Annotated in this window: 11 protein-coding genes; 8 read left to right on the top strand and 3 right to left on the bottom strand. The window is 34.2% G+C overall.

Annotated features, from left to right (window positions below; all coding sequences use genetic code 11):
• The first annotated feature begins 11 nt into the window (after nt 1–11).
• From V9L05_RS02845 to accC, 5 genes are all read left to right on the top strand, one after another.
• Nucleotides 12–8,270: a gliding motility-associated C-terminal domain-containing protein gene (locus V9L05_RS02845; RefSeq protein WP_338814304.1), complete on the top strand. Its 8,259-nt coding sequence runs from the start codon at nt 12–14 to the stop codon at nt 8,268–8,270.
• A gap of 166 nt (nt 8,271–8,436) precedes the next feature.
• Nucleotides 8,437–9,276, top strand: coding sequence for a DNA phosphorothioation system sulfurtransferase DndC (dndC, locus tag V9L05_RS02840; RefSeq protein ID WP_338814303.1), 840 nt, complete (start codon nt 8,437–8,439; stop codon nt 9,274–9,276).
• 549 nt (nt 9,277–9,825) lie between these two features.
• The gene (gene efp, locus V9L05_RS02835; RefSeq protein ID WP_338790426.1) at nt 9,826–10,395 is read left to right on the top strand and encodes an elongation factor P; all 570 of its coding nucleotides are present in this window, start codon (nt 9,826–9,828) and stop codon (nt 10,393–10,395) included.
• A gap of 168 nt (nt 10,396–10,563) precedes the next feature.
• The gene (gene accB / locus V9L05_RS02830; protein ID WP_338794203.1) at nt 10,564–11,058 is read left to right on the top strand and encodes an acetyl-CoA carboxylase biotin carboxyl carrier protein; all 495 of its coding nucleotides are present in this window, start codon (nt 10,564–10,566) and stop codon (nt 11,056–11,058) included.
• A gap of 268 nt (nt 11,059–11,326) precedes the next feature.
• A complete protein-coding gene (accC, locus tag V9L05_RS02825) occupies nt 11,327–12,682 on the top strand; it encodes an acetyl-CoA carboxylase biotin carboxylase subunit (RefSeq protein WP_338790427.1) in 1,356 nt (451 codons plus the stop codon).
• A 118-nt stretch (nt 12,683–12,800) separates the two neighbouring features.
• Here accC and V9L05_RS02820 read toward each other — a convergent pair whose 3' ends face one another.
• Both V9L05_RS02820 and V9L05_RS02815 read right to left on the bottom strand, forming a co-directional pair.
• Nucleotides 12,801–13,193, bottom strand: coding sequence for a PLDc N-terminal domain-containing protein (locus V9L05_RS02820; RefSeq protein WP_338814302.1), 393 nt, complete (start codon nt 13,191–13,193; stop codon nt 12,801–12,803).
• Nucleotides 13,194–13,286: 93 nt separating this feature from the next.
• Nucleotides 13,287–14,663 (bottom strand): NAD(P)/FAD-dependent oxidoreductase, encoded by a 1,377-nt coding sequence (locus V9L05_RS02815; protein ID WP_338814301.1) that lies wholly within the window; start codon nt 14,661–14,663, stop codon nt 13,287–13,289.
• A gap of 178 nt (nt 14,664–14,841) precedes the next feature.
• Here V9L05_RS02815 and V9L05_RS02810 point away from each other — a divergent pair, with 178 nt between their 5' ends.
• The 3 genes from V9L05_RS02810 to gatC all read left to right on the top strand — a co-directional run bounded on the left by V9L05_RS02810 (nt 14,842) and on the right by gatC (nt 18,057).
• Nucleotides 14,842–15,627 carry an alpha-ketoglutarate-dependent dioxygenase AlkB gene (locus V9L05_RS02810; RefSeq protein ID WP_338814300.1) on the top strand — a complete coding sequence of 262 codons (786 nt, stop codon included), beginning with the start codon at nt 14,842–14,844 and terminating at the stop codon, nt 15,625–15,627.
• Nucleotides 15,628–15,776: 149 nt separating this feature from the next.
• Entirely contained in the window at nt 15,777–17,621 is a 1,845-nt protein-coding gene (locus V9L05_RS02805) for an ATP-binding protein (RefSeq protein ID WP_338790434.1), read from the top strand.
• Between the two features lie 142 nt (nt 17,622–17,763).
• Entirely contained in the window at nt 17,764–18,057 is a 294-nt protein-coding gene (gatC, locus tag V9L05_RS02800) for an Asp-tRNA(Asn)/Glu-tRNA(Gln) amidotransferase subunit GatC (RefSeq protein ID WP_338790436.1), read from the top strand.
• Between the two features lie 85 nt (nt 18,058–18,142).
• Here gatC and V9L05_RS02795 read toward each other — a convergent pair whose 3' ends face one another.
• Nucleotides 18,143–23,254: a choice-of-anchor D domain-containing protein gene (locus V9L05_RS02795; protein WP_338814299.1), complete on the bottom strand. Its 5,112-nt coding sequence runs from the start codon at nt 23,252–23,254 to the stop codon at nt 18,143–18,145.
• Nucleotides 23,255–23,263: the final 9 nt, after the last annotated feature.

The following is a 23,263-nucleotide window of genomic DNA, read 5'->3' as shown; positions in this document are numbered from 1 at the left end:
CAGCTAAAACAATGAAAAAATACTTTTACCTTTTTAGTGTTGTCTTACTGACAGCCTTTTTTTATACAGCCTCCTTTTGGAACTCACTATATGCACAAGGAACTACTTGCTCCACAGCAGATCCTTTTTGCACAGATTCAGGAGTAACTTATCCTGCAGGAGTAACCCCTGGGGGACCTCCTTATAATTTAGCTCCGACGGGACCAAATTATGGTTGTGTAAGTTCAGCTAGAAATCCTGCTTGGTTCTTCATGAGAATTGATCAACCTGGTACAGTTAATTTGCGACTTGCCTCTAGTCCTGCTGAAGATGTTGATTATGCAGTTTGGGGACCATTTAATGCTTGTACTACTCCTAGTGAAGCTTGTACAATAATATCTACTGGAACGATTGCTCCTAGTAGTTGTAGTTTTGCGGCTTCTACATCAGAATTCCCTGTTCTAAACAATGGACAAACAGGAGAAATATTTGTTATGATGGTTACGAACTATAGTAATGCTCCTTCTACTTTATCAATAACAAAAACAGGGGGAGCAGGTACTACAGATTGTTCTATTGTATTTGTGGATGATTGCCCAGTAGATTTTGGAAATGACATAAGTGTTTGTAGTACCGAAACTCTTCCTTTATTAGATGCTACTTGTCCTATTGCTAGTCCAAATTATAGATTTGAGTGGTTTGTAGATGGGGTTTCTCAAGGTCCTCCTTCTACTATTTCTACCTTTGATCCTAATCATACACCACAATTTGCTCCTGTTATTTATAGTGTAGTTGTTACAGAATTATCATCACCTTGTCCAGTCGGAGAAGATGAGATAGAAGTTACTATTAAACCTGAACCTGTAAAAGACTTAACTGTTTTTCCAAATGATAGCACACTTTGTTCAGGTGCAGGTGCTTTTGTTAGAATAGTAGGTTCTCAATTAGATATTGATTATCAAATTCTTAGAAATGGAACTCCTTTTGGAGGACTAATGACAGGTACAGGAGGTACAATACAACTTCCTCTTACAGGACTTCCAATAGGAATTTCTACGATTCAAGTTCAGGCAGGTTATATAGATGCACCTACTTGTACTGTTTTGCTAGACGAACAATCTGAGTTAGAAGTATTAGGTGATATTCAAATTGATTTGGGAGATGATAGAATAATATGTGAAAATACTTCTGTAGATTTAGATGGAACAGATGCTTCTCATCCAGCTAATGCAACCTACCAATGGAAACGAAGTACAGATGGAGGAATAACTTATATAGATATTCCATTAGCTACCAATGTAACTTATACAGCATCTGAGACACTGCCTATTCCACAGACTCCTTTTGAAGTTTTTTATAAATTAGAATTACGTGTTCCTGCAAGTAGTTGTGTGTATGAAGACGAAATAAAAGTAACCTTTGAACCTTTACCTATTACAAATCTTATTGTAGAAACAGATTCAATTTGTAATACAGGAGAGGGAACCGTTACGATAGTAAACCCAGAAGTAGGAACAAGATATACCTACCAACTTTATGAAAATAATGCAGGTGTCATTGGCGCACCTATTGGAACAGCAGAGTCTTCATTAACAGGAAACCCTATTGTCTTTACTACTCCTACCATAAGCACCACTACAATGTATTTTATTGTAGTACAAAATACAGTATCAGAAGGAGAGTGTAAAGTAGTTTTAGATATAGCACCTGAAATTATTGTGCATCCACTTCCAACAGCCGAATTTAGTGGAGGAACAAATCTTTGTCAAGGAGAGGATGTTGAACTTACCATAACAATGACAGGAACACAGCCTTTTACGATTGTTTACCAAAGAGATAGCGAACCAGATGTTACAGTTACTGGGATTAATGCAGATACCTATTCTTTTATTACAAATGAAGCAGGAGTTTATACTGTAAATCTTGTACAAGATGCTTTTTGTGAGAATTTGGATAATCCAATAACAACAACAGTAAATATAAATCCTAATCCTATTTTTACATTAGGAAACGATACTACACTTTGTGATACAGAAGCTCCTTTAGTTTTGGAAGCACACAACACAGCTGATTTTGATAACCCAAGTTATCAATGGTTCAGAGATGGCTTAGAATTAATAGGACAAACCTCAAGTACACTCACAACTACTGTTAGTTCGGTTGGTTTAGTGCCTACTACGTATGAATATACATTGAAGGTAACTAATAATGAAACCCCAAACACAACAAATTGTGATAGCTCTGATGTTATGCTGGTTACATTTTTTCCAGTTCCAGAAGCAGAAATTAGTTTTGCAGGTTATACATTTACCAATACATTACAGTTTTGTGATTCAGAAGGACAGCAAGTATTAAGTGGCATTACACCTGACCATACAAGTTTTCCAAATATTACCTATGAATGGGTAGATTTAGGAACAGGGGTAGTAGTAAGTACAGCCCCAACACTTACAGTTGATAACTTTAGTGCAACTACAAATTATCAACTTACAGTATCAAATGGAGAAACCACTTCATGTGCAAGAGTAGCAACAGCCACAGTTCAATTTATAGAAAACCCAATAGCAGCAATTTCTCACGATGGAACAACCGTTCCAAACGGAGGAAGTTTAGACTTCTGTTTTGATGATGGAGTACAAGTTTTAGATGGTGTTCATCCAAGTCATGCAGGTCTAGGTACAGTTACTTATGAATGGACAGATATTACAAACGGTATTTCACTAGGAAATACTCCTCAAATATCTATTTCTAACCCAACCAATACTTTTGCTTCTATTGACTACCAATTAATAGTAAATGACGAATCAAATGCAGTCTTTTGTGAAAATACAGCTACTATAACAGTTAATTTTTATCCAAATCCAGAAGCTGAAATTAGTTTTAATGGAAATATTGAAACAGGAAATACCTTGCAATTTTGTAATGTTGAAGGAGTTCAAACCCTTAGTGGAGTAACACCAGATCACGCAAGTTTTGCAGATATTACGTATGAATGGAAAGATGTTGCTACTAATACTGTTGTTGGAACAGGTTCAACTTTAGATGTTTCTAATTTTGGAACAACTACTACGTATGAACTTTTAGTAACAAATGGCTTAACACTTTCTTGTGAACGAACAGCACAGATAACAATTCAATTTATAGAAAATCCTATTACAGAGATTTCTCATAATGGAACAGCTGTTTCAAGTGGTGGAAGTTTAGATTTTTGTTTTGATGATGGAGCGCAGATTTTGAGTGGTATTCATCCAAGTCATGCAGGTCTAGGTACAGTTACTTATGAATGGACAGATATTACAAACGGTATTTCACTAGGAAATACTCCTCAAATATCTATTTCCAACCCGACCAATACTTTTGCTTCTATTGACTACCAATTAATAGTAAATGATGAGTCAAATGCAGTCTTTTGTGAGAATACAGCTACTATAACAGTTAATTTTTATCCTAACCCAGAAGCTGAAATTAGTTTTAATGGAAATATTGAGACAGGAAATACCTTGCAGTTTTGTAATGTAGAAGGAGTTCAAACCCTTAGTGGAGTAACGCCAGACCATGCAGGTTTTGCAGATATTACTTATGAATGGAAAGATGTAGGAACAGGTGCAATTGTAGGAACAAGTTCAACCTTAGATGTTTCTAATTTTGGAACAACTACCACGTATGAACTTTTAGTAACAAATGGCTTAACACTTTCTTGTGAACGAACAGCACAGATAACGATTCAATTTATAGAAAATCCTATTGCAGAGATTTCTCACAATGGAACAGCCGTTTCAAGTGGTGGAAGTTTAGACTTCTGTTTTGATGAGGGAGTGCAGATTTTGAGTGGTGTTCATCCAAGTCATGCAGGTTTGAATATTACTTATGAATGGACAAACCTGACTACAGGAGCATTTGCAGGAAATACAGCACAAATATCAGTTACTAGTCCAAGCAATACAACTCAATCTGTTGAGTATCAATTAATAGTAAATGATGAGTCAAATACGTTATTTTGTGAGAGTACAACTACCATAACTATCAATTTCTTAGCAAATCCTATTGCAGAAATACAGTTTGGAGGAACAACTGCTCCTGATAACTTAGCTTTTTGTGATTCGGAAGGCGCAAGAACACTAGAAGGTGCTTTGCCTTCTCATGCCGATTTTGGTTCTGTTTCGTATGTATGGACACAAGTAGGTGTTGGTGTGGTAAGCACTACAAGCACACTTGTTACACCTGCATCAAACTTCTCTAGTTCAGCTACCTATGTCTTAGAAGTTATCAGTAATGATAATCCAAATCTGTGTAGTAGAACTGATGAAATTACAATAGAGTTTTTCCCTTCTCCAGATACAGAAATTAAATTTGAAGGCAGTGTAGTTACTGATTTAGGTTTTTGTACAAGTGAAGGAGCACAAACTCTTTTTGCTCCTGCATCTCCTTTCTATACGTATGAATGGTTTGTGAGTAGTGCTTCTGCTCCTACCTTGATTCCTCTGGGAACAGGGCAAAGTCAAGTTGTAAATAATTTTGCTCTTCAAGGAGGAGATACAAATGAAGCAATTTATACGCTTATTGTTACAGATACGAGGGCAACTTGTCCAGCACAAAGCTCTGTAAATGTTAGCTTTTATGCTGAACCTGAAGTGGATGAATCTACATTGATTGTTTCTGCTTCTCCAGTTACACATTGTGCAACAGGAACTTCTACCATTTCGGTTATTAATGCAGAAAGAGATGTAGAATATCAATTATTTAGAGAAGGGGTAGCTGTAACGGGAGCAATCCAAACTCCAACTGTTGATTTGGCTACAATTACCTTTACGGGATTACCTGAAAGCACTACACTTACAACAGGAGAAGACAAGTTTATTTACTCTGTACAAGCTACACGAATAGGAGATTTTGGAAGACGTTGTACACAAATGTTAGCTGATACGGCAACAGTTACTGTCTATCCAGAACCAACAGCTACTGTAAGTGGAACAGCAACTGTTTGTGCTGATAGCCCTACTGATGTTACTTTTACAATTACAGGAAATTTCCCTGCAACACTTACTTATCAAGTAACTGATACATTTGGTATTGTACGAGTAGAGACTGAAATTATAGGAGCAGTAGGAAGTCCAAGTCCTCAAACATTTGTAATAAATACGAATACAAATACTTATCAAGTTCTTTCAATTACAGATAAAAATTGTAGTGGAACAGTTACAACAGATGAAGTAGTAATTACAACAGTACATCCTCCAAAAGTAAATTGGGTTGCTTCAACTACAGCTTTTTGTATTGATGAAGCTGCAACTTTTGAAGTAGTGGGAGGAATTAATCACCAATATTTTATCAATGGTTTACCTGTTTCTACTTCAAATCCATATATTATTCAACCTAATACACTTGACGCAGGAACATATCAAATCTATGCTAAAGGCTTTGCCACTGCAAATGGTTGTTCTTCTAATAGTGATACCGTTACTTTTGTTGTTCATCCTCTTCCTGTTGTTGATTTGGGAGTAGATAGAATAAAATGTGTTGATGATGTTGTGCCTTTAGTAGCAACTCAAGATGGTTCGTTTATCTATGATTGGAGACGTATAAAGGGTGATGGTGATATTATTACAGTAGGAAATGGAAATGATTCTCTATATGTTTCTCTTCAAGGAACATATTTTGTGATTGTTACTAATCTTGAGACAGGTTGTAGTGACTCTAGTAATATTGTTTCTGTTACCAATTATGATACGCTTGATGTAGATTTAGGAGCAGATGTATTTGTTTGTAACCCTTCAAGTTTGCCATATCGTTTGGTAGGTTCTGATATTTCTCATCAAAATGGAACGACCTATGAATGGTACAAAGAAAATGACCCTACAATTATAGGAACAGATTCTGTATATGATGCAACAGAAGAAGGTATTTATACAGTAACTGCCATTGACCCAAGAGGATGTGAAGCAAGAGATACAATTCGTGTAAACTTTACAGCTGACCCAGATTTTCAAATTTTAGGACACGATAATTATTTCTGTGGTGTGCAAGATACATTGCGAATAGAAGCTACAAACCTTCGTAACATGCTTATCGATTGGCAGGGAGCTGGAATTGTAAGTTTAAGTGATTCTAACCGAAGAGCTATCGTTAATGTAAGTGGAATTTATACAGTAACAGTAACAGACACCAGTACAATAGCTAATTGTTCTGTAACCAAATCTGTAGAAGTATTTGTTCGTCCTAAAATTGAGTTGCCTTTATCAAATACATCTAATGGAACGGATACGACAACTATTTGTCAAGGAGATTCGCTTATTTTAGATGCTTTTGACCCAACTCATGATGATGATTATCAATATGTTTGGACATGGTTAGAAAGCAATCAAGTAATTGCTACAACTTCAAAAATCAAAGTTACGTATCAAACAACTGAAAGTTTTGCTTCACAGCGTTTTGAGATAAAAGTAACTGATCCAAATGGAGGTTGTTTTTCTACTGATACTGTAAATGTTCGTTTTAGAAGAAAACCAATTGCACAAATAAATACAAGTGATTCGGTTATTTGTATAGGAGAAAGTGTAGTTTTAGAAGGAGGAGAAAGTTTTGGAAATCGTTTTGAATGGATAAAACTTCCTGAAACAACTTCTTTTGCAACAACTACAAACGTAACTGTAACACCTCAAGAAGTAGGCGAACATATCTATATTTTGAAAACGTATTTCAACTCTTCTACTGAGTGTGGTGGTGTAAGTGATACAATCAAAATTCGTGTAAATCGTAAAGCTGTGGCAAATATAGAAGAAGAAGAAATTCGTTTGTGTGAAAACGAGCAACTTGAAATCAATGGTTTCTTGCCTGATAATCCTGCTCTGACAAGATATATTTGGACACACGAAGAAAGTAATGTGCTTCTTTCAAGAGATTCTGTCTTGAACATTTCTTTTGAAGACATTCAACCAGCTTCTTACGAGCCTTTCCATGTTGTTTTGACAGTTTATGATTCACTTACAGGTTGTGATTCTACAGATAGAGTTTTGGTTAAGTTTAATCGTGCATCTGATATTACGATTGATTCTACTTACAAAACGGAAGTTTGTATGGGAGATTTTGTTACACTTAAAGCAAGAGGCGCAACTTCTTATCTTTGGAGTACAGGAGAAACCACTCAAACTATTACTGTACAATTAGATTCAATTGGTTTCCATACTTTCACAGTAACAGGTGGATATTTGAATGAATGTCAAAATACAGGAGATACAGCAATTATTTTTGTAAATCCATTACCAACTATTAGAGCGCATAGTGTAGATACAGTCAGTATTTGTGCTGATGATTCAATCACACTTTATCCTTCTGGTGGTAAGAGTTATGTTTGGCTCAACGACCCAACTGCTTTTGATACAATCACAGTTAGTCCGAAAGTTCCGACAGATTATATTGTAATGGGAACAGACTCAAATGGCTGTCAGAATATTGATACAGTTCACGTTTATGTAAGTCCGACTTTTGAGTTGCCAGAGTTATTACAAGTTTGTGAAAACGAAAGTGTAATGATTGGAGATACACTCAACTTTTTAGATTCTGCTACTGAGGCTCGTGCTACTTATTTCTGGACTCCAACAGGAGATACAACACCATTTATAAATGTAGCCAAATCAGGAATATACAGCGTAGAAGTAAAAATAGATGATTGTGTGTTTACAAGAACAACAGAAGTACAGGTCAAAGAGAAACCAATTTTAGAATTAGTTTCTGATACAACGCTTTGTTTTGAGTTGGGAGAAGAAGATCGTTTTGAAAGAGGGCAAACGCATATTCTGCGTTCTAAACTTCTGAATAAGGATTCTACAACGACCTATTTATATGTTTGGACAGATTCAACAGGACAGTTTTTAGGAAACAAAGATTCTTTAGAAATTGAAGCAGGTGGAAATTATCGTTTGCGTGTCATTGCTCGTTATTCAACAGAGTGTGAAACGAATGATAGCACTTTTGTAACCGAACTTTGCCAGCCACGTATTTTCATTCCTGAAGCATTTACGCCAAATAGCGATAACTTGAATGATAATTTTGAGATTTTTGGTAAGCATATCAAAAACTTCGAAATGCAAATCTTCAATCGTTGGAGTGAGGTAATTTATGAAGTACGTGCCGATGATATTTCAGACCTAGAACCTCAAGATTTTTGGGATGGAACTCACAAAGGTAAAGATGTACCAACAGGAGCATACGTTTGGATTATTCGTTATACAGATCCTTTTAGTGGTTCTACCAAACAAATCCAGAAAACAGGTTCATTTATGATTGTTAGATAATAATTATATAAACCTATAAAGCAAAAAGCCTATTCAGTCCTGAGGATTGAATAGGCTTTTTTGTATTGTTTAAAATGTGGCTTTAATACTATTATATATTTACACCCTAAAAAAAAATCCAAAGTAATACAGAAAAATACCTTACAGTTTTAAATTTATATATATTATGTTTTTTGATATTCATTATTTAGAGAATGAGATTATAGATCAGTATCTATACGATGAAAATTTGGATAGACCTTGGATAATAGGTTTTAGTGGTGGAAAAGATAGCACAATGTTGTTACAGGTAGTTTGGAATGCTTTGAAGAAGTTAGATCCTATTTTACTTACTCGTCAAATTCATGTTGTTTGTAACGATACTTTAGTAGAAAACCCAAGAATAGTAAAATTTGTCAATAAGACATTAAACAAAATACAAAAAGCTACTAACGAACAGTCTTTACCAATTTCTGTTCATCAAACTATTCCAAAACTAGAAGATACTTTTTGGATAAAATTAATAGGGTTAGGTTATCCTGCACCAAACCGATTTTATCGTTGGTGTACAGAACGGTTGAAAATAGACCCCACAACTCGTTTTATTTTAGATGAAGTTGGAAAAAAGGGAGAAGCAATCATTTTACTAGGAACTAGAAGTGCTGAGAGTTCAAATCGTGCATCATCAATGAAGAAGCATGAAGTTAAAGGACAACGTTTACGTAAGCATCAACTGCCAAATACACATGTTTATGCACCTATAAAAGATGTAAAAACTATAGAACTTTGGCAATACCTAAATCAAGTACCACCACCATGGGGAGGTGTTCATAAAGAGTTAGTTACTTTGTACAGAAATGCAAATGCTGGAGATTGTCCTTTAGTCATAGATAAAACTACCCCTAGGCTGCTGAAAGCAATAAAACATTTACATTTTTTTTACCCACCTTCCAATTGGTACGGTCAAGACATAAAACAATATCCTTCCACTTATCAATACCTTGTAAAGAAACAATTAAACGAGTAATTGCCTTAAAATCAAGGTTATAGCCATTTAAAAAGCGTTCAATACGACGTAAGGAGGAGCTGCATTCTACATTCCGTTCAAAAGCCGTAGCAATTTGAATCAATCCTCCTAAGCCTACTTTTATAACAGCTATTACAAAAAGACCTATAAATTGAACTCGTGCAAGATGAAACTCTGTCAAATGAGAAGATAAAACAGTAACTAATTTTGTAACTTTGCCACTAGAAGCATACTTTGCTTTTGCCATAATTGAGAAAATTTTGTGAGAAAAATTTTGTAAGAAACTCAATTATGGTTTTTTTTTATCTTTTTTCAAAATCTTTTGTCAGAGGACTGAGAAAAATTTCATACCTTTTACTATTTTAACCATGTTCTTATTTCATTTTATCTACACCTATATTTAAAATAGTTTTCAAAACTCATTTTTTTATCTCATAATTACCAAACTCTCAACTACTTTTCTTAATTTTGCACTTTATAAATTTTTAGTTTGTCTTTACTATCTTCTTTTACTAAAAATGTAGCTAAAGAAGATTTATTAAAAAAATTATGGCAAGTACTTCAGATATTAGAAATGGTCTTTGTATTGAATTCAATAATGGACTTTATATTATAACAGAATTTTTACACGTAAAACCAGGTAAAGGTCCTGCGTTTGTGCGTACCAAAATGAGAAATGTAGTTACAGGACGTGTACTTGATAATACTTTTTCGGCAGGACACAAAATAACTACTGTACGTGTTGAACGTCGTCCTTATCAGTATTTGTATCAAGATGAAAATAGTTTTCACTTTATGCACAAAGATACCTATGAGCAAACATTTGTTGCTGCTGATATGATAGAACGTTCAGAATTTTTGAAAGAAGGAATGATTGTAGAAATGATGGTACATGCCGAAACAGAAGAAATTTTGACGTGTGAAGTACCAGGTTATGTTGAGCTTTTGGTTACTTACAGCGAACCAGGGGTAAAAGGCGACACAGCTACCAATGCTACAAAACCAGCTACTTTAGAAACAGGAGCAGAAATTCAAGTTCCTTTGTTTATTGGCGAAGGCGACTTAATAAAGATAAACACAGCAGAGCGTTCTTATATGGAACGTATTCGTAATAAATAAGCCTAGCAAACGAATCAATAAATGGTTTTTGAAAGTATTTTGTCAAGATACTTCTCAAAAACCGTTTTTTATTTCTATTTTTAGGACATTAAACCAAGAATGAATAAAAAAGTAATCATTCTGACCTAACACGATTTTACTCACACTAAAAAGCCATATTTTATGAGCATGAAACCAAAAGAACTTCAAGAACTTATCGAATTTATCAATCAAACTGGTCTTGAAGAAGTAAATATTGAAACTGATAAATTTAAAGTTAGTGTAAAAAGAAGTGCAGCTCATACTATTTCTGCACAACCTGTTCAACAATATACACAGCAAGTTGCGCCACCTGTTCAACAAGCTGTTGCACAACAAACTCCTACAACTACACCACAAGTAGAAGCAAAAAAAGAAGAAACTAAACCAGCAGACACAGGAAATTATATCACTGTAAAATCACCAATGATAGGTACTTTCTATCGCTCTGCTAATCCTGAAACACCTGCTTTTGTAAATGTAGGTGATTCTATTAAAGAAGGTGGAACAATTTGTATTATTGAAGCAATGAAATTATTTAATGAAATTGAATCTGATGTTTCAGGTAAAATTGTAAAAGTTTTGGTAGAAAATGCTACTCCAGTAGAATATGACCAACCTTTATTCTTAATTGAACCAAACTAATTTTTAGTGATAAGTTATAAGTTGTTAGTGATAAATGAATGCAAATACATTTTTTATCATCAAATTATTAGTTTATAATTAAATATTCACAATTTATAAGTATCACAGAAAATCATTTTAATTTTTTCATTCATAAAAAGTATTCAGTAAGTTGTGAGTTATCGTACTATCATTTTATCAAAAAACCTTAAAGTAAATTTAACTGAAACTGATAACTGATAACTGGTAACTGGTAACTGGTAACTGTTTACTGGTAACTGATTAAAGCGTGAAACTTTTTAACAAAATATTAATTGCCAATAGAGGAGAAATTGCACTTCGCATTATCCGAACTTGTAAAGAATTAGGAATCAAAACGGTTGCCGTTTATTCGCTTGCTGATAAAGAAAGTTTGCACGTTCGTTTTGCCGATGAAGCTGTTTGTATTGGGGCTGCTCCAAGTAGAGATTCTTATCTCAAAATTCCTCATATCATTGCTGCTGCTGAAATTACAAATGCAGATGCTATTCATCCTGGCTATGGATTTTTATCTGAAAATGCTGAATTTTCAGCTATCTGTGCCGAACACGATATAAAATTTATCGGAGCAAGTGCAGACATGATAAACCGAATGGGCGACAAAGCAACTGCTAAAGCAACTGTAAAAGCTGCTGGTGTTCCTACTGTTCCAGGTTCTGAAGGACTTCTAAAATCCATCGAACAAGGGGTTAAAGAAGCAAAAGAAGTAGGCTATCCTGTCATCATCAAGGCTACTGCTGGTGGTGGAGGAAAAGGAATGCGTATCATCAATGACGAATCTGAGTTTCAGAAAGCATGGGATTCTGCTACACAAGAAGCCGAAGCTGCATTTGGAAATGGGGCTATGTATTTAGAAAAATTTGTAGTAGAACCAAAACACGTAGAAATACAAATTTTTGGAGATGGAAAAGGTGATGCTTGTCATTTATCAGAAAGAGATTGTTCTATCCAACGTCGTCATCAAAAACTGGTAGAAGAAACTCCTTCACCTATTATGACACAGGAATTGCGTGATGCAATGGGAGATGCTGCCATTGCCATTGCAAAAGCTATCAACTATGAAGGTGCAGGAACAGTAGAGTTTTTAGTAGATAAATACAAAAATTTCTATTTTATGGAGATGAACACTCGTATTCAGGTAGAACATCCTATTACAGAAGAAGTTACAGGATTTGATTTGGTAAAAGAACAAATTAAAATAGCTGCAGGAATGCCTCTTTCAGGTAGAAATTATTATCCAAAATTATTCAGTATCGAATGTAGAATTAATGCAGAAGACCCAACAAAAGGCTTCCGTCCTTCACCAGGTAAAATTACACATTTGCATATTCCAGGTGGGCATGGTATTCGTGTAGATTCTCATGTCTATGCAGGTTATACAATTCCTCCTCACTACGATTCCATGATTGCAAAACTTATTTCTGTCGGACAGACAAGAGAAGAAGCTATCGTAAGAATGAAACGAGCTTTACAAGAATTTGTAATCGAAGGAATAAAAACAACAATTCCATTTCATTTGAAATTGATGGATGATCCAAAATTCAAAGAAGGAGATTTTACAACCAAATTCTTAGAAAGTTTTGACTTCACTTCAATAGCAGAGTAATCATAATGTCACTGTTGGAAAAAGCAATAATGGCAAGAAAATAGTATTTTACAAAAAAGACTTTAACTGATTAATTCGGTTAAAGTCTTTTTTTATATAATATGTTGAACTAGTTAAGTTATTCTACTTTTTTATTGATCAAAACTCCTCCTTCTTTTCTTTTCCAAATACGAACAAAATAATATACAGCCGTACTGATAAAAGAACCAAAAAAGAGAGCCAAAATCCAAATGATTTTTTCAGTTTCATCTACATTTTCATCTCTTACTATATCAATGATGTAATAAATAGTGATTCCCAAATCAGCTAAGGAAGCTAATAAAATCAAGATAAAAAATGTAAAAAATCCTCCTATAAATAACTCAGGGAAACCATCAGGTGGATTTTGCTGGCTAGAAGCTGTCGCAATAACAGTAATGAAAGTTCCTATAAAAGCAATTATAGCCAAAATAGTTACTATCAGTGGAGAAAATGTAAAAATGCCTAACCAAATCTTTTTGCTTTTGCTCATTAAAGTTTTTTGTTAAAATAAAGTAGTAAGACAAACGAACTGTTTGTTTTTAGGATATTATACGCAGAATTTTAACAAAAAGTTAGAGTATAATCATTTATGCAGTTTATCTACAATTTCCTCCCAATCCAAACTTTCCCAGTTTGTTTCAATGTCTTCTTTTTTCATAATTTCATTCATAATTTGCTCTTGTTTTTTGCCAGTAGCAAGTGCATACGAATATGGTAAATGACTAAAAGTAACCATTGTATATTGTGGAATCCAACGACTAGGAAACTTTTCATGTAACTTAGCTTCAATTTTCTTTCTCAACAAAAATTCTGGGTCAGCTACTCTATCACGCATTTCTATAAAATTCTGAATCGCCAAATCTGCAATAGCATTTGCATTTGGAATACGTTCATCTTGAAAATCTGAAAATAACTCTTTCCAGTTGATAGAATCGTTCTCTTCAAGCTGTTTTTCCATAAACTCATTGAAATAAAAACAGTCTTCAAAACCCGAATTCATTCCTTGTCCATAAAAAGGAACAATTGCATGAGAAGCATCACCAATCAAACAAACATTTCCTTCATACGCCCAAGGCGAACAACGAATTGTAACCAAAGAAGACGTAGGATTTTGCTTAAAATCATCTAGTAAGGTTGGCATAAGTGGAATTGTATCAGCAAAATGAGTTTCAAAAAACTCCATTATTTCTTTATCTGTATTGAGCTTTTCGAAGGCTTCTTTATTTCCTTTATCACTTTCAAAAGGCAAGAAAAGTGTACAAGTAAAACTTCCATCCGTATTAGGCAGTGCAATCAACATAAAACTATGGCGAGGCCAAATATGTAATGCGTCAGGTGCTAATTTATGACTTCCATCTTCATTGGCAGGAATATGAAGTTCTTTATAACCGTGAGGAAGATAGTATTGTGTATAATTAAAAAGAGGCATTCTTTGCATGTGTCCACGAACAGACGAAAAAGCACCATCTGCACCAATAATAATATCTGATTTTATGGTTTGTCTTTCATTATTTTTTCCATCTTCTTCATTTTCAAAAGTCGCTTTTGCTTCTTTTATATCTACATCTTCACAACGCTGATTAAAATTGAATTTTACACCATGTTCTTTTTCAGCTACATCCATCAAAACTTCATTCAAGATTGCTCTTGAAACTGAATAAATAGCTTGATTTTCTTTTCCATACGGCTGAAAAGTTAGTTCTCCATCTGTTGCATGCATCATTCGCCCACGCATAGGAAGTGCAACATCTTTGATTCTTTTTTCGATTCCTGCTTTCTTTAAAGCTCTCCACCCTCTATCGCTTAAAGCCAAATTTATAGAACGCCCACCAACAGCACCAATTTTACGATAATCTGGACGACGCTCAAAAACTTCTACTTGCAGTCCTTTTTTTGCTAAAAAAATAGAAAGCAAAGAACCAACTAAACCAGCACCTACTAAAGTCACTTTTGAAGACATGTATTTTATGTATTTTTTAGTTTTAGAAAATAATTCACAATTTAAGGAAAGATTAGTTGAAAAGTTAGTCTATGATTTAGTTTCTACTATTATTTTAACGCACTTGTTTTGTTTTTAAGAAACAATTTCATTTTCTAAAAAGATATACAATATCAAAAATGAACTAAAAAATTAAACTATGGACTTATTCAATCAATCTTCATTTCAAAACAAATTACCTTTCATTTTACCTCAAAAAGAAGGCTATTCGTATTTTTTTGATGAAGATAAAAAAGCATTTATCATATCTATTCCGAATGGAAAATTGATTTTTGTACCGAATTTTTTTGATGAGAATTTGAGTAGTGAACTGATGAATTATTTTTTAGAAAATGACAATAATCTAAACTGGAATAAGATAGATTGGAGAGAGTTTGAGAAAGAAAAACTATCAGAAATTAATTTTGCAACCATAAATTGGACACACAATCAAATCAAAATTTTTGGAAAGTTACTTTTCGAACCTCGTTTTTCGGCTTGGTATGGAGATGAAGAGGCTGCTTATTCTTATTCTGGTCTAAAATTAAAACCTAATCCTTGGAATGAAAAATTACTATTTATTAAAGAAAAAATTGAAAAGTTGATTGAGGAAGTTGAGAAAATACAGAACAAAGAGAGTCTAAAATTCAATAGTGTTTTGTTAAATTGGTATAGAGATGGACAAGATTCGATGGGTTGGCACAGTGATAATGAAAAAGAATTAGGTCAAAATCCTGTTATCGCTTCGGTTAATTTTGGTGTTCCTCGTCGCTTTTTATTGCGACAAATAAATAACAAGTCTCATAAATTAGAGTTTTATTTAACTAATGGTTCGCTCTTGATTATGGCAGGACAAATTCAGCATTTTTGGCAACATGCTGTTCCTAAAGAATCTAAAATCAATGAGCATAGAATTAATTTGACTTTTAGAAAAATCAAGATGTAATTAAACTCAAAAAAGTTCTATAAATTATAACTTAAATTATAAAAATTTCCAAACAGTTTTGCATATTTGTTACTAAAGTCCTATATTTAATAAATAGTTATTTATCTTACAATCGACTATTTGATTTATTATACCTTTTTGTCTATTTAATGAGAAATTATTTAACTCTTTCAATTTCTTTCTCGTTTGTTATCTCCTTTATTTTCATAATTCAATTTCTGTTTTTTATCCAAAACTATTCTTTTGCACAAGATGAATATACCAAAGATGGAAAAAAAGTGAGTGTTGAAGAGTATCTTTCTATGTCTAAAGAAAGAGAAAGTCAAGAAGACTATAGAGGAGCAAGTGATTATCTCAATAAAGCTGCACTCATAAAATGGGAGGCAAAAGAGCTACGTCCTGCCATTAATTATTTTCATCAGTCATTAGATTTTAATAGAAAGGTAAATAATAAAAGTGGAATGTATGGAATTTATAGCAATTTGGCGATGATTTATGCTGACTTGTCAAAATATGATTCTTCACTTTATTTCTTTCAAAAAACATTAGAAGGAAGGCGTAAAAACTCTGAAAATATAACTATTATTTCTTCACTCATTAATATTTCTGTTGTCTTAAATAACCTACAAAGATATGATGATTCAGCTAAGTTTTTGAAAGAAGCCCTAGAAATAGCACAAGAAGCAAATGATATAGCTCAGATGAGAAGTTGTTATGGAATGCTTGCAGAAACTTATGAAAAGGCAGGTAATGATGAACAAAAGACCTATTATTTTAATCTCTATAAAAGTTTTAATGAACTTTTACAAAAACGAAAGATAGAGAAAGTCGAAACTGATTTGGATAAAGAAAAATTAAAAGCAGAAGTTTTAGCCCTCCAAAAGGAAAAATTAGATTTAGAATTGATTAATCAAGGTTTAGAACTACGCCAAAAAACGGAGATAGTTGAAAGTCAGCAAGATAGTTTAGGTATACTTACCAATAAATACACAAAACAAGAGCTTGCTATTGAGCTTACAAGAGAAAAAGTGAATGCTGAACGTGCTGAAACAATACAACGTATTCAGGAACAAAAAGCAATTACACGAATAGCTGTTTTGATAGCCTTTTTTATTTTGATAGTTAGTGGTCTTTTATTTTACTTTTATATTCGTACACGCCAAAAAAATAAATATTTGGCAGAGCAGAGGAATCAATTACAAGAACAAGCTATTTTGTTGGAAGAACAACAAGAACGACTAGAAAGTCAAAAGTCAATTTTGGAAAAACAAAGAGATAAATTGAAGGCAAGTAACGGAGTGAAGGATAAATTATTTTCTATTATTTCTCATGACCTACGAACGCCTTTTACATCTGTGAATGGGTATTTGACACTCATTAAGTATGGAGCTTTAAATTTAGAAGAAGTAACAACACTGGCAACAGAAGTCAAAATTTCTGTCGACCACCATTTAGAAACACTTAATAATGTTTTGGAATGGTCAAAGGCACAAATGCAAGGTTTGAGACCAACACCAGAAAAAATTAATTTGAATAAAATAGCTCAAAACCAGAAAAAATTCTTTAAATCTCTTGCAGAAAGTAAAGAAATAGAGATTATAAATGAAGTAGACACAAAAGCTAAAGTATTTGCTGACCCCAATCAGCTTGATATTATTTTGAGAAATCTAGTAGGAAATGCACTCAAATTTACTTCTAAACAAGGAAAAGTTAGTATTTCATCTATGATAAAAAATGATCTAGTAATTGTTTCTGTAACTGATACAGGAATAGGAATGAGCAAAGAAAATCTAAATAAACTCTTTAAGAAAGACAAACATTTTACCACACAAGGCACTAATAATGAAGCTGGAACAGGTTTAGGACTACTTTTATGTAAAGATTTTATAGAAGCCAATGGAGGACAAATAATTGTAGAAAGCGAAGAAGGAAAAGGAACAAGTTTTATATTTGACTTACCTCTTGCCGAACAATTACAAGAAATAAAAAGCTAACAATTGGAAAATGCGAGCATTAAAAGATAGGAATTTCAAATACAGTAACTTTATTTAGAAAAAACTATGAAAAATTCGTAATTTTGTTTGATAATTAAGTGGTTCATTATTCACTACAATATCAACTAATTCGCTAGAAAAAATGAAAGTAACTGTAGATAAAAAATTAATTGAGGATATTTCACATCTCTCTCGTTTAGAATTTTCAGAAGATGACAAAACTGCTATGGCAGATGATTTAAACGAAATTTTGGGTTGGGTTGAACAGCTTAATGAAATTGATACTGAAAATACATTGCCACTTACACATATTTCAGAAGAAGTAAACGTAATGAGAAATGATGAAATAGCAAATGTTCTTTCACATGATAAAGCACTCAAAAATGCTCCTAAAAAAGATTCAGATTATTTCAGAACACCAAAAGTTATAGAATAAGAACATTTTTGTCTTCTTGATTCAAATTTCATAAAAAAGGCTGTCTTGTTTAGACAGCCTTTTTTTATATTAAATTGAATATTGCTTATTCTTTAACAATACGTACAGTAGTTGTTTTTTCAGAATCCGAAACTTGAAGTAAATACAAGCCAAAAGACTGTTTTTCTAAATTAATTGTGCCTTCTAAAAATGCTCCTTCTTTAGATTGCTCTGCTTCAAAGATGATTCTGCCTGTGGCATCAAATAAACGAATGGTGTAATTTCCTTCTTTATTTGTTCTTAAGCTATATGAAAAACGATTTGGAGTTGGATTTGGATACACCATCAACTTTTCATTCTCAAAGAAATCTTGACTTGCTTCTGTTTTGAATAAAAGCACAAAACGTTTTACTTCATTTCCTTTTGTTGCTAAAAACTTATAATCGCCTTCTGCTTTTAAGTTATGTAACGAATCCGTCAAGGAATCATACAAATAAAGTTCGTGTTTTGAATGGAAATATTTCATACTGCGAAGCGTAATTTCATACTCTCCATCTGTCAGAATATTCATGGCTAAAGGTAAACTTTGGTCGGAATCAAAACGTCCTAATCCATTGATAGCAAAATATTCCGTTTCTGCTGTTTCTGTATTTTCATTGTATGAATAAAGCGTAGGGCTTGCACTATTCATTTTGTGAAGTTTGGCTGCATCATATTTGCCATCAAAATTAGGAGTTGCCCCTGATTCAAAATAAATTGTGGTTTCATCTAAAGAAGTCCCTTTCTTGAGAGCAACTCTAATCAATCCTTCTTTCAGATTTTCAGTTTCAGTCGTCTTATAGAAACGAGTATCCGTACTCAAACGAACACCATTATTCATATTGACAGTTCCTCCACCTAGAGTTCTGACAAAGAAACCTTGCATAGAAGCAATTTCTTTTTTACCTCCATTGTTCGAAACGCCATTGACATATTCTGCAAAAATCCCTTGATACTGATTAACTGGAATATCAATATAAACAGCATCTTCAACTCCTGTAGAAGCTAGCAAAACTAACTCCCAATCAATAGGAGATGGATATGGATTTCCAACCAAATTATAACCTTCTTGGCTAAATCCTCCTCCACTATTTGTAACAGAAATAGATTGACTTCCATTATTCAATGTTCCATTCAAATCTACCGTTACACCTGTTGAAATATTGGCTTGATAACCTCTAGTTACAGTCAAATTAGCTGTGGTAGGAACTTTGTAATTAGAAATAAATGGATTGAAATAAGCACTTGATGTTGCACCTGCATTACTTTCTTCATACTGGAAGAAAGTAGGGAAAGGACGAACAAAGGCAGGTTCGGGAGCTGTATTGTAAGCTGTCGTCAGAACTAGACTCATATCATCTCCAAACTGGGAAACTGTTGCATCAGAAAAAGGAGAACTAAATAAATGATATCCTCTTCCATCTGTGCCTCCTAAATCTGAAACAGCAGGTAAGTAGCGTTCCATAATGACAGTTCCTACAACTGTATTTGTAGGAGAATCATTGATTACTAAAGCCGTTTGAGTTGCAGAAGAAAGCAAGGCAAAATCAGTCGTTGAACCTGTGACTTCTACTTCGCCAGTAGATTCTAAATGTAAAACCTCTACAATACTCATATCACCTGTGATAGTCAGTTTATTTCCATTTTCTACAAGAATCTGATTGATGTTTACATTTTTATAATCTGTAAAATCAGAAGTAAAAGTGAGATTTTTATCTACGATTACATTTTCAGGATAATTTCTATTTCCTGTCGGTTTTATGGTATCATTTGCTATCGCTGCATCAACTGCCCATTGAATGGTTGAATAATAAATGCCTGTACGAACTAAAAGTACATCACCAGATGAATTATTAGCTCCTTCTACTACAAAATCATAAGCAGCTTCATCACAATCATTGTTATTTATTGTAATGGTTGCTGTATTTGTTCCTGTTGAAATGGCGGTAAAAGTAACATCAAAAGTAGCACTTCCACTTGCTGAAACAGAAGTAGGAATAGAACTGACTGTAAAATCAGTTGTATTACTTGAAGTGATTGAAGAAATCGTAATTGCTTCTGTTCCAGTATTCTCAATCGTATAAGTAATAGTTCTTGAGATAGCTGTATTGCCAAAATCTGTATCATCAGAAACATTGGGGGTGGCATCGCCATCTACAATAGAAACTGCATTTCCTAAAACATTGATTTCTCTTGTGCTAATTACAGTAACTGTTTGTGTTGCTGTTTGAGTATTTCCATTACCATCATCTGCTGTCCAAGTTACGGTTGTGTTTCCAATAGGGAAAGTAGCAGGAGCATCATTTGTGAAGGTAGGTGTTCCACAATTATCACTTCCTGTTGGTGTGCCTAAAGCAACTCCAGAAGCTGTACAAAGTCCTGTATCTGTGTTTACAGTCACATTTATTGGTGCTGTAATCGTTGGATTTGTAACATCATCAAGAATTACATTTTGGTCTGCTGTCGCTGTATTTCCATTCCCATCATCAAATGTCCAAGTTACAACTGTTGTTCCTTGTGCCGTGATTGGAAATACTGTTCCTGTTGTTCCTGTAATTGTTCCAACACAGTTATCTGTAGTTGTGGGTGCAGTTGGAGTAGACGAACATTCAGCAGTAACATCTTCTAATGTCGGCACTACTGGTGCTGTAACATCATCAAGAATTACATTTTGATCAGCTGTTACACTATTGCCATTACCATCGTTAAATGTCCAAGTTACAACCGTTGTTCCTTGGGCTGTAATTGGAAATACTGTTCCTGTTGTTCCTGTAATTGTTCCTGCACAATTATCTGTTGTTGTTGGTGCAGTTGGTGTTACACTACATTCGGCTGTAACATCTGCTAAAGTTGGAACTATTGGAGCTGTGACATCATTAATAATTACATCTTGATCAGCAGTTACTGAATTGCCATTGCCATCATCAAATGTCCAAGTAATAGTGGTAGAAGAAGTTATTGGAAATACTGTTCCTGTTGTTCCTGTAACTGTTCCTGCACAATTATCTGTTGTTGTTGGTGCAGTTGGGGTTACACTACATTCAGCAGTAACATCTGCTAAAGTTGGAACTATTGGAGTTGTGACATCATTAATAATTACATCTTGATCAGCAGTTACTGAATTGCCATTGCCATCATCAAATGTCCAAGTAATAGTAGTAGAAGAAGTAATTGGAAATGTCGTTCCTGTTGTTCCTGTAACTGTTCCTGCACAATTATCTGTTGTTGTTGGTGCAGTTGGGGTTACACTACATTCGGCAGTAACATCTGCTAAAGTTGGAACTATTGGAGCTGTGACATCATTAATAATTACATCTTGATCAGCAGTTACTGAATTGCCATTGCCATCATCAAATGTCCAAGTAATAGTGGTAGAAGAAGTAATTGGAAATGTCGTTCCTGTTGTTCCTGTAACTGTTCCTGCACAATTATCTGTTGTTGTTGGTGCAGTTGGGGTTACACTACATTCGGCAGTAACATCTGCTAAAGTTGGAACTATTGGAGCTGTGACATCATTAATAATTACATCTTGATCAGCAGTTACTGAATTGCCATTGCCATCATCAAATGTCCAAGTAATAGTGGTAGAAGAAGTAATTGGAAATGTCGTTCCTGTTGTTCCTGTAACTGTTCCTGCACAATTATCTGTTGTTGTTGGTGCAGTTGGGGTTACACTACATTCGGCAGTAACATCTGCTAAAGTTGGAACTATTGGAGCTGTGACATCATTAATAATTACATCTTGATCAGCAGTTACTGAATTGCCATTGCCATCATCAAATGTCCAAGTAATAGTGGTAGAAGAAGTAATTGGAAATGTCGTTCCTGTTGTTCCTGTAACTGTTCCTGCACAATTATCTGTTGTTGTGGGTGCAGTTGGAGTAGACGAACATTCAGCAGTAACATCTGCTAAAGTTGGAATGACTGGATTTGTACCATCTGCTGTTCCTGTTCCACGAATAGAAAAATTATATGGATTTTCGTCTGTATCATTATTATCAATACTAATAGTTGCATTTCGAACGCCTATTGCAGAAGGGTCAAAAGTAACCGTAAAGGTTTCACTTCCACCTACTGCTACAGTTGTTGGAAGAGTCCCCAATGTAAAATTACCTGCATTTGCTCCTCCAATAGTAATTCCTGTAATATTCAAAACGGATGTCCCTGTATTTTGAATGGTAAAGGTTTTGACAATCGTATTTGTGCCACACTCTAAAACACTTCCAAAATTAGTGTCATCAGTTAGACTTGGCGTTACATCACCATCTACAATATCAGTTCCATTACCTTGTAGATTGATTTCTGGATTTAATGAGTTTAATGGGTTTAACACGTCTGAAAATGTCCAATAACGCTGTAAATCGTTACTTAGATATCCAAAAGAACGTGTTGGCATTGCAACTGGTATTGCATTTACGGTCTGCCAGTTTGCTGGAAGTATTCCTGTAGTAGATCGCCAAAGTTGCATTTGAGTTAAGTCTTTTCCGTTATCTAAACCTGAAAGCCAGTTGAAAGTAATCGTACGAGACACATTGTTATCACTACTCAATAACCAATGCACAGCAATACCTTCATTTGTTCCATTAAAAATAATTCCTTGTGTGTTGCCAGTATAACGTGTAAGCGAAACATTACCTAGATTAGCTCCTGCATCCAGCGATACACCTAAAAACTCTGTCAAAGTTCCTGTTCCAATAAGGCGAGGACTCATAATGGCAGTACCTATTATTCGATTTGCATTAGTTTCAATAGGATTAAGGGCAGTTGTTGTAAAAGTTACAGGAGCAACTTCACTGATAAGTCGTCCATTTGTCAAGGTCAAACTATTACTTAGTGTTACTCCATTTTGGAGTACGACGTTGTTTGCCGAGTTATTAACTACTAGCTCAAATAATTGTAAGGCAGTAGTTCCAAGAACATTTTGTGTTACTCCCCCTTCAAAGGACACAAGGGAATTGTTATTTCCTGTAAATGTTCCATTATTTAAGAGGTCATTCCGTAGTGTAAGCGTTCCATCAAGTGTTACTGAAGAGGTAGGTGTTAGGTTAGCAAAGTTTCCTCCTCTAATAAACGTACCTGCTCTCACTCTAACTTGGGCATCATTGTTCCGTGTATTTTGTCCTAAAACCACTTGAGAAGATAGCCCTAAAAGAAGCAATAAAATATATTTTTTTATCATAACATTGTT

Origin of the sequence: Bernardetia sp. Wsw4-3y2 (genome assembly GCF_037126295.1) — a bacterium.
GTDB lineage: Bacteria > Bacteroidota > Bacteroidia > Cytophagales > Bernardetiaceae > Bernardetia.
Note: the sequence above shows the minus strand (reverse complement) of the source record. Positions and strands in the feature narration are given on the sequence as shown.

Coding starts and splice junctions, on each gene's coding strand:
- V9L05_RS02820 (WP_338814302.1), bottom strand. CDS start 13,193: ATGAGCAAAAGCAAAAAGATTTGGTTAGGCATTTTTACATTTTCTCCA.
- V9L05_RS02805 (WP_338790434.1), top strand. CDS start 15,777: ATGAGAAATTATTTAACTCTTTCAATTTCTTTCTCGTTTGTTATCTCC.
- V9L05_RS02810 (WP_338814300.1), top strand. CDS start 14,842: ATGGACTTATTCAATCAATCTTCATTTCAAAACAAATTACCTTTCATT.
- dndC (WP_338814303.1), top strand. CDS start 8,437: ATGTTTTTTGATATTCATTATTTAGAGAATGAGATTATAGATCAGTAT.
- V9L05_RS02815 (WP_338814301.1), bottom strand. CDS start 14,663: ATGTCTTCAAAAGTGACTTTAGTAGGTGCTGGTTTAGTTGGTTCTTTG.
- accB (WP_338794203.1), top strand. CDS start 10,564: ATGAAACCAAAAGAACTTCAAGAACTTATCGAATTTATCAATCAAACT.
- V9L05_RS02795 (WP_338814299.1), bottom strand. CDS start 23,254: ATGATAAAAAAATATATTTTATTGCTTCTTTTAGGGCTATCTTCTCAA.
- gatC (WP_338790436.1), top strand. CDS start 17,764: ATGAAAGTAACTGTAGATAAAAAATTAATTGAGGATATTTCACATCTC.
- V9L05_RS02845 (WP_338814304.1), top strand. CDS start 12: ATGAAAAAATACTTTTACCTTTTTAGTGTTGTCTTACTGACAGCCTTT.
- efp (WP_338790426.1), top strand. CDS start 9,826: ATGGCAAGTACTTCAGATATTAGAAATGGTCTTTGTATTGAATTCAAT.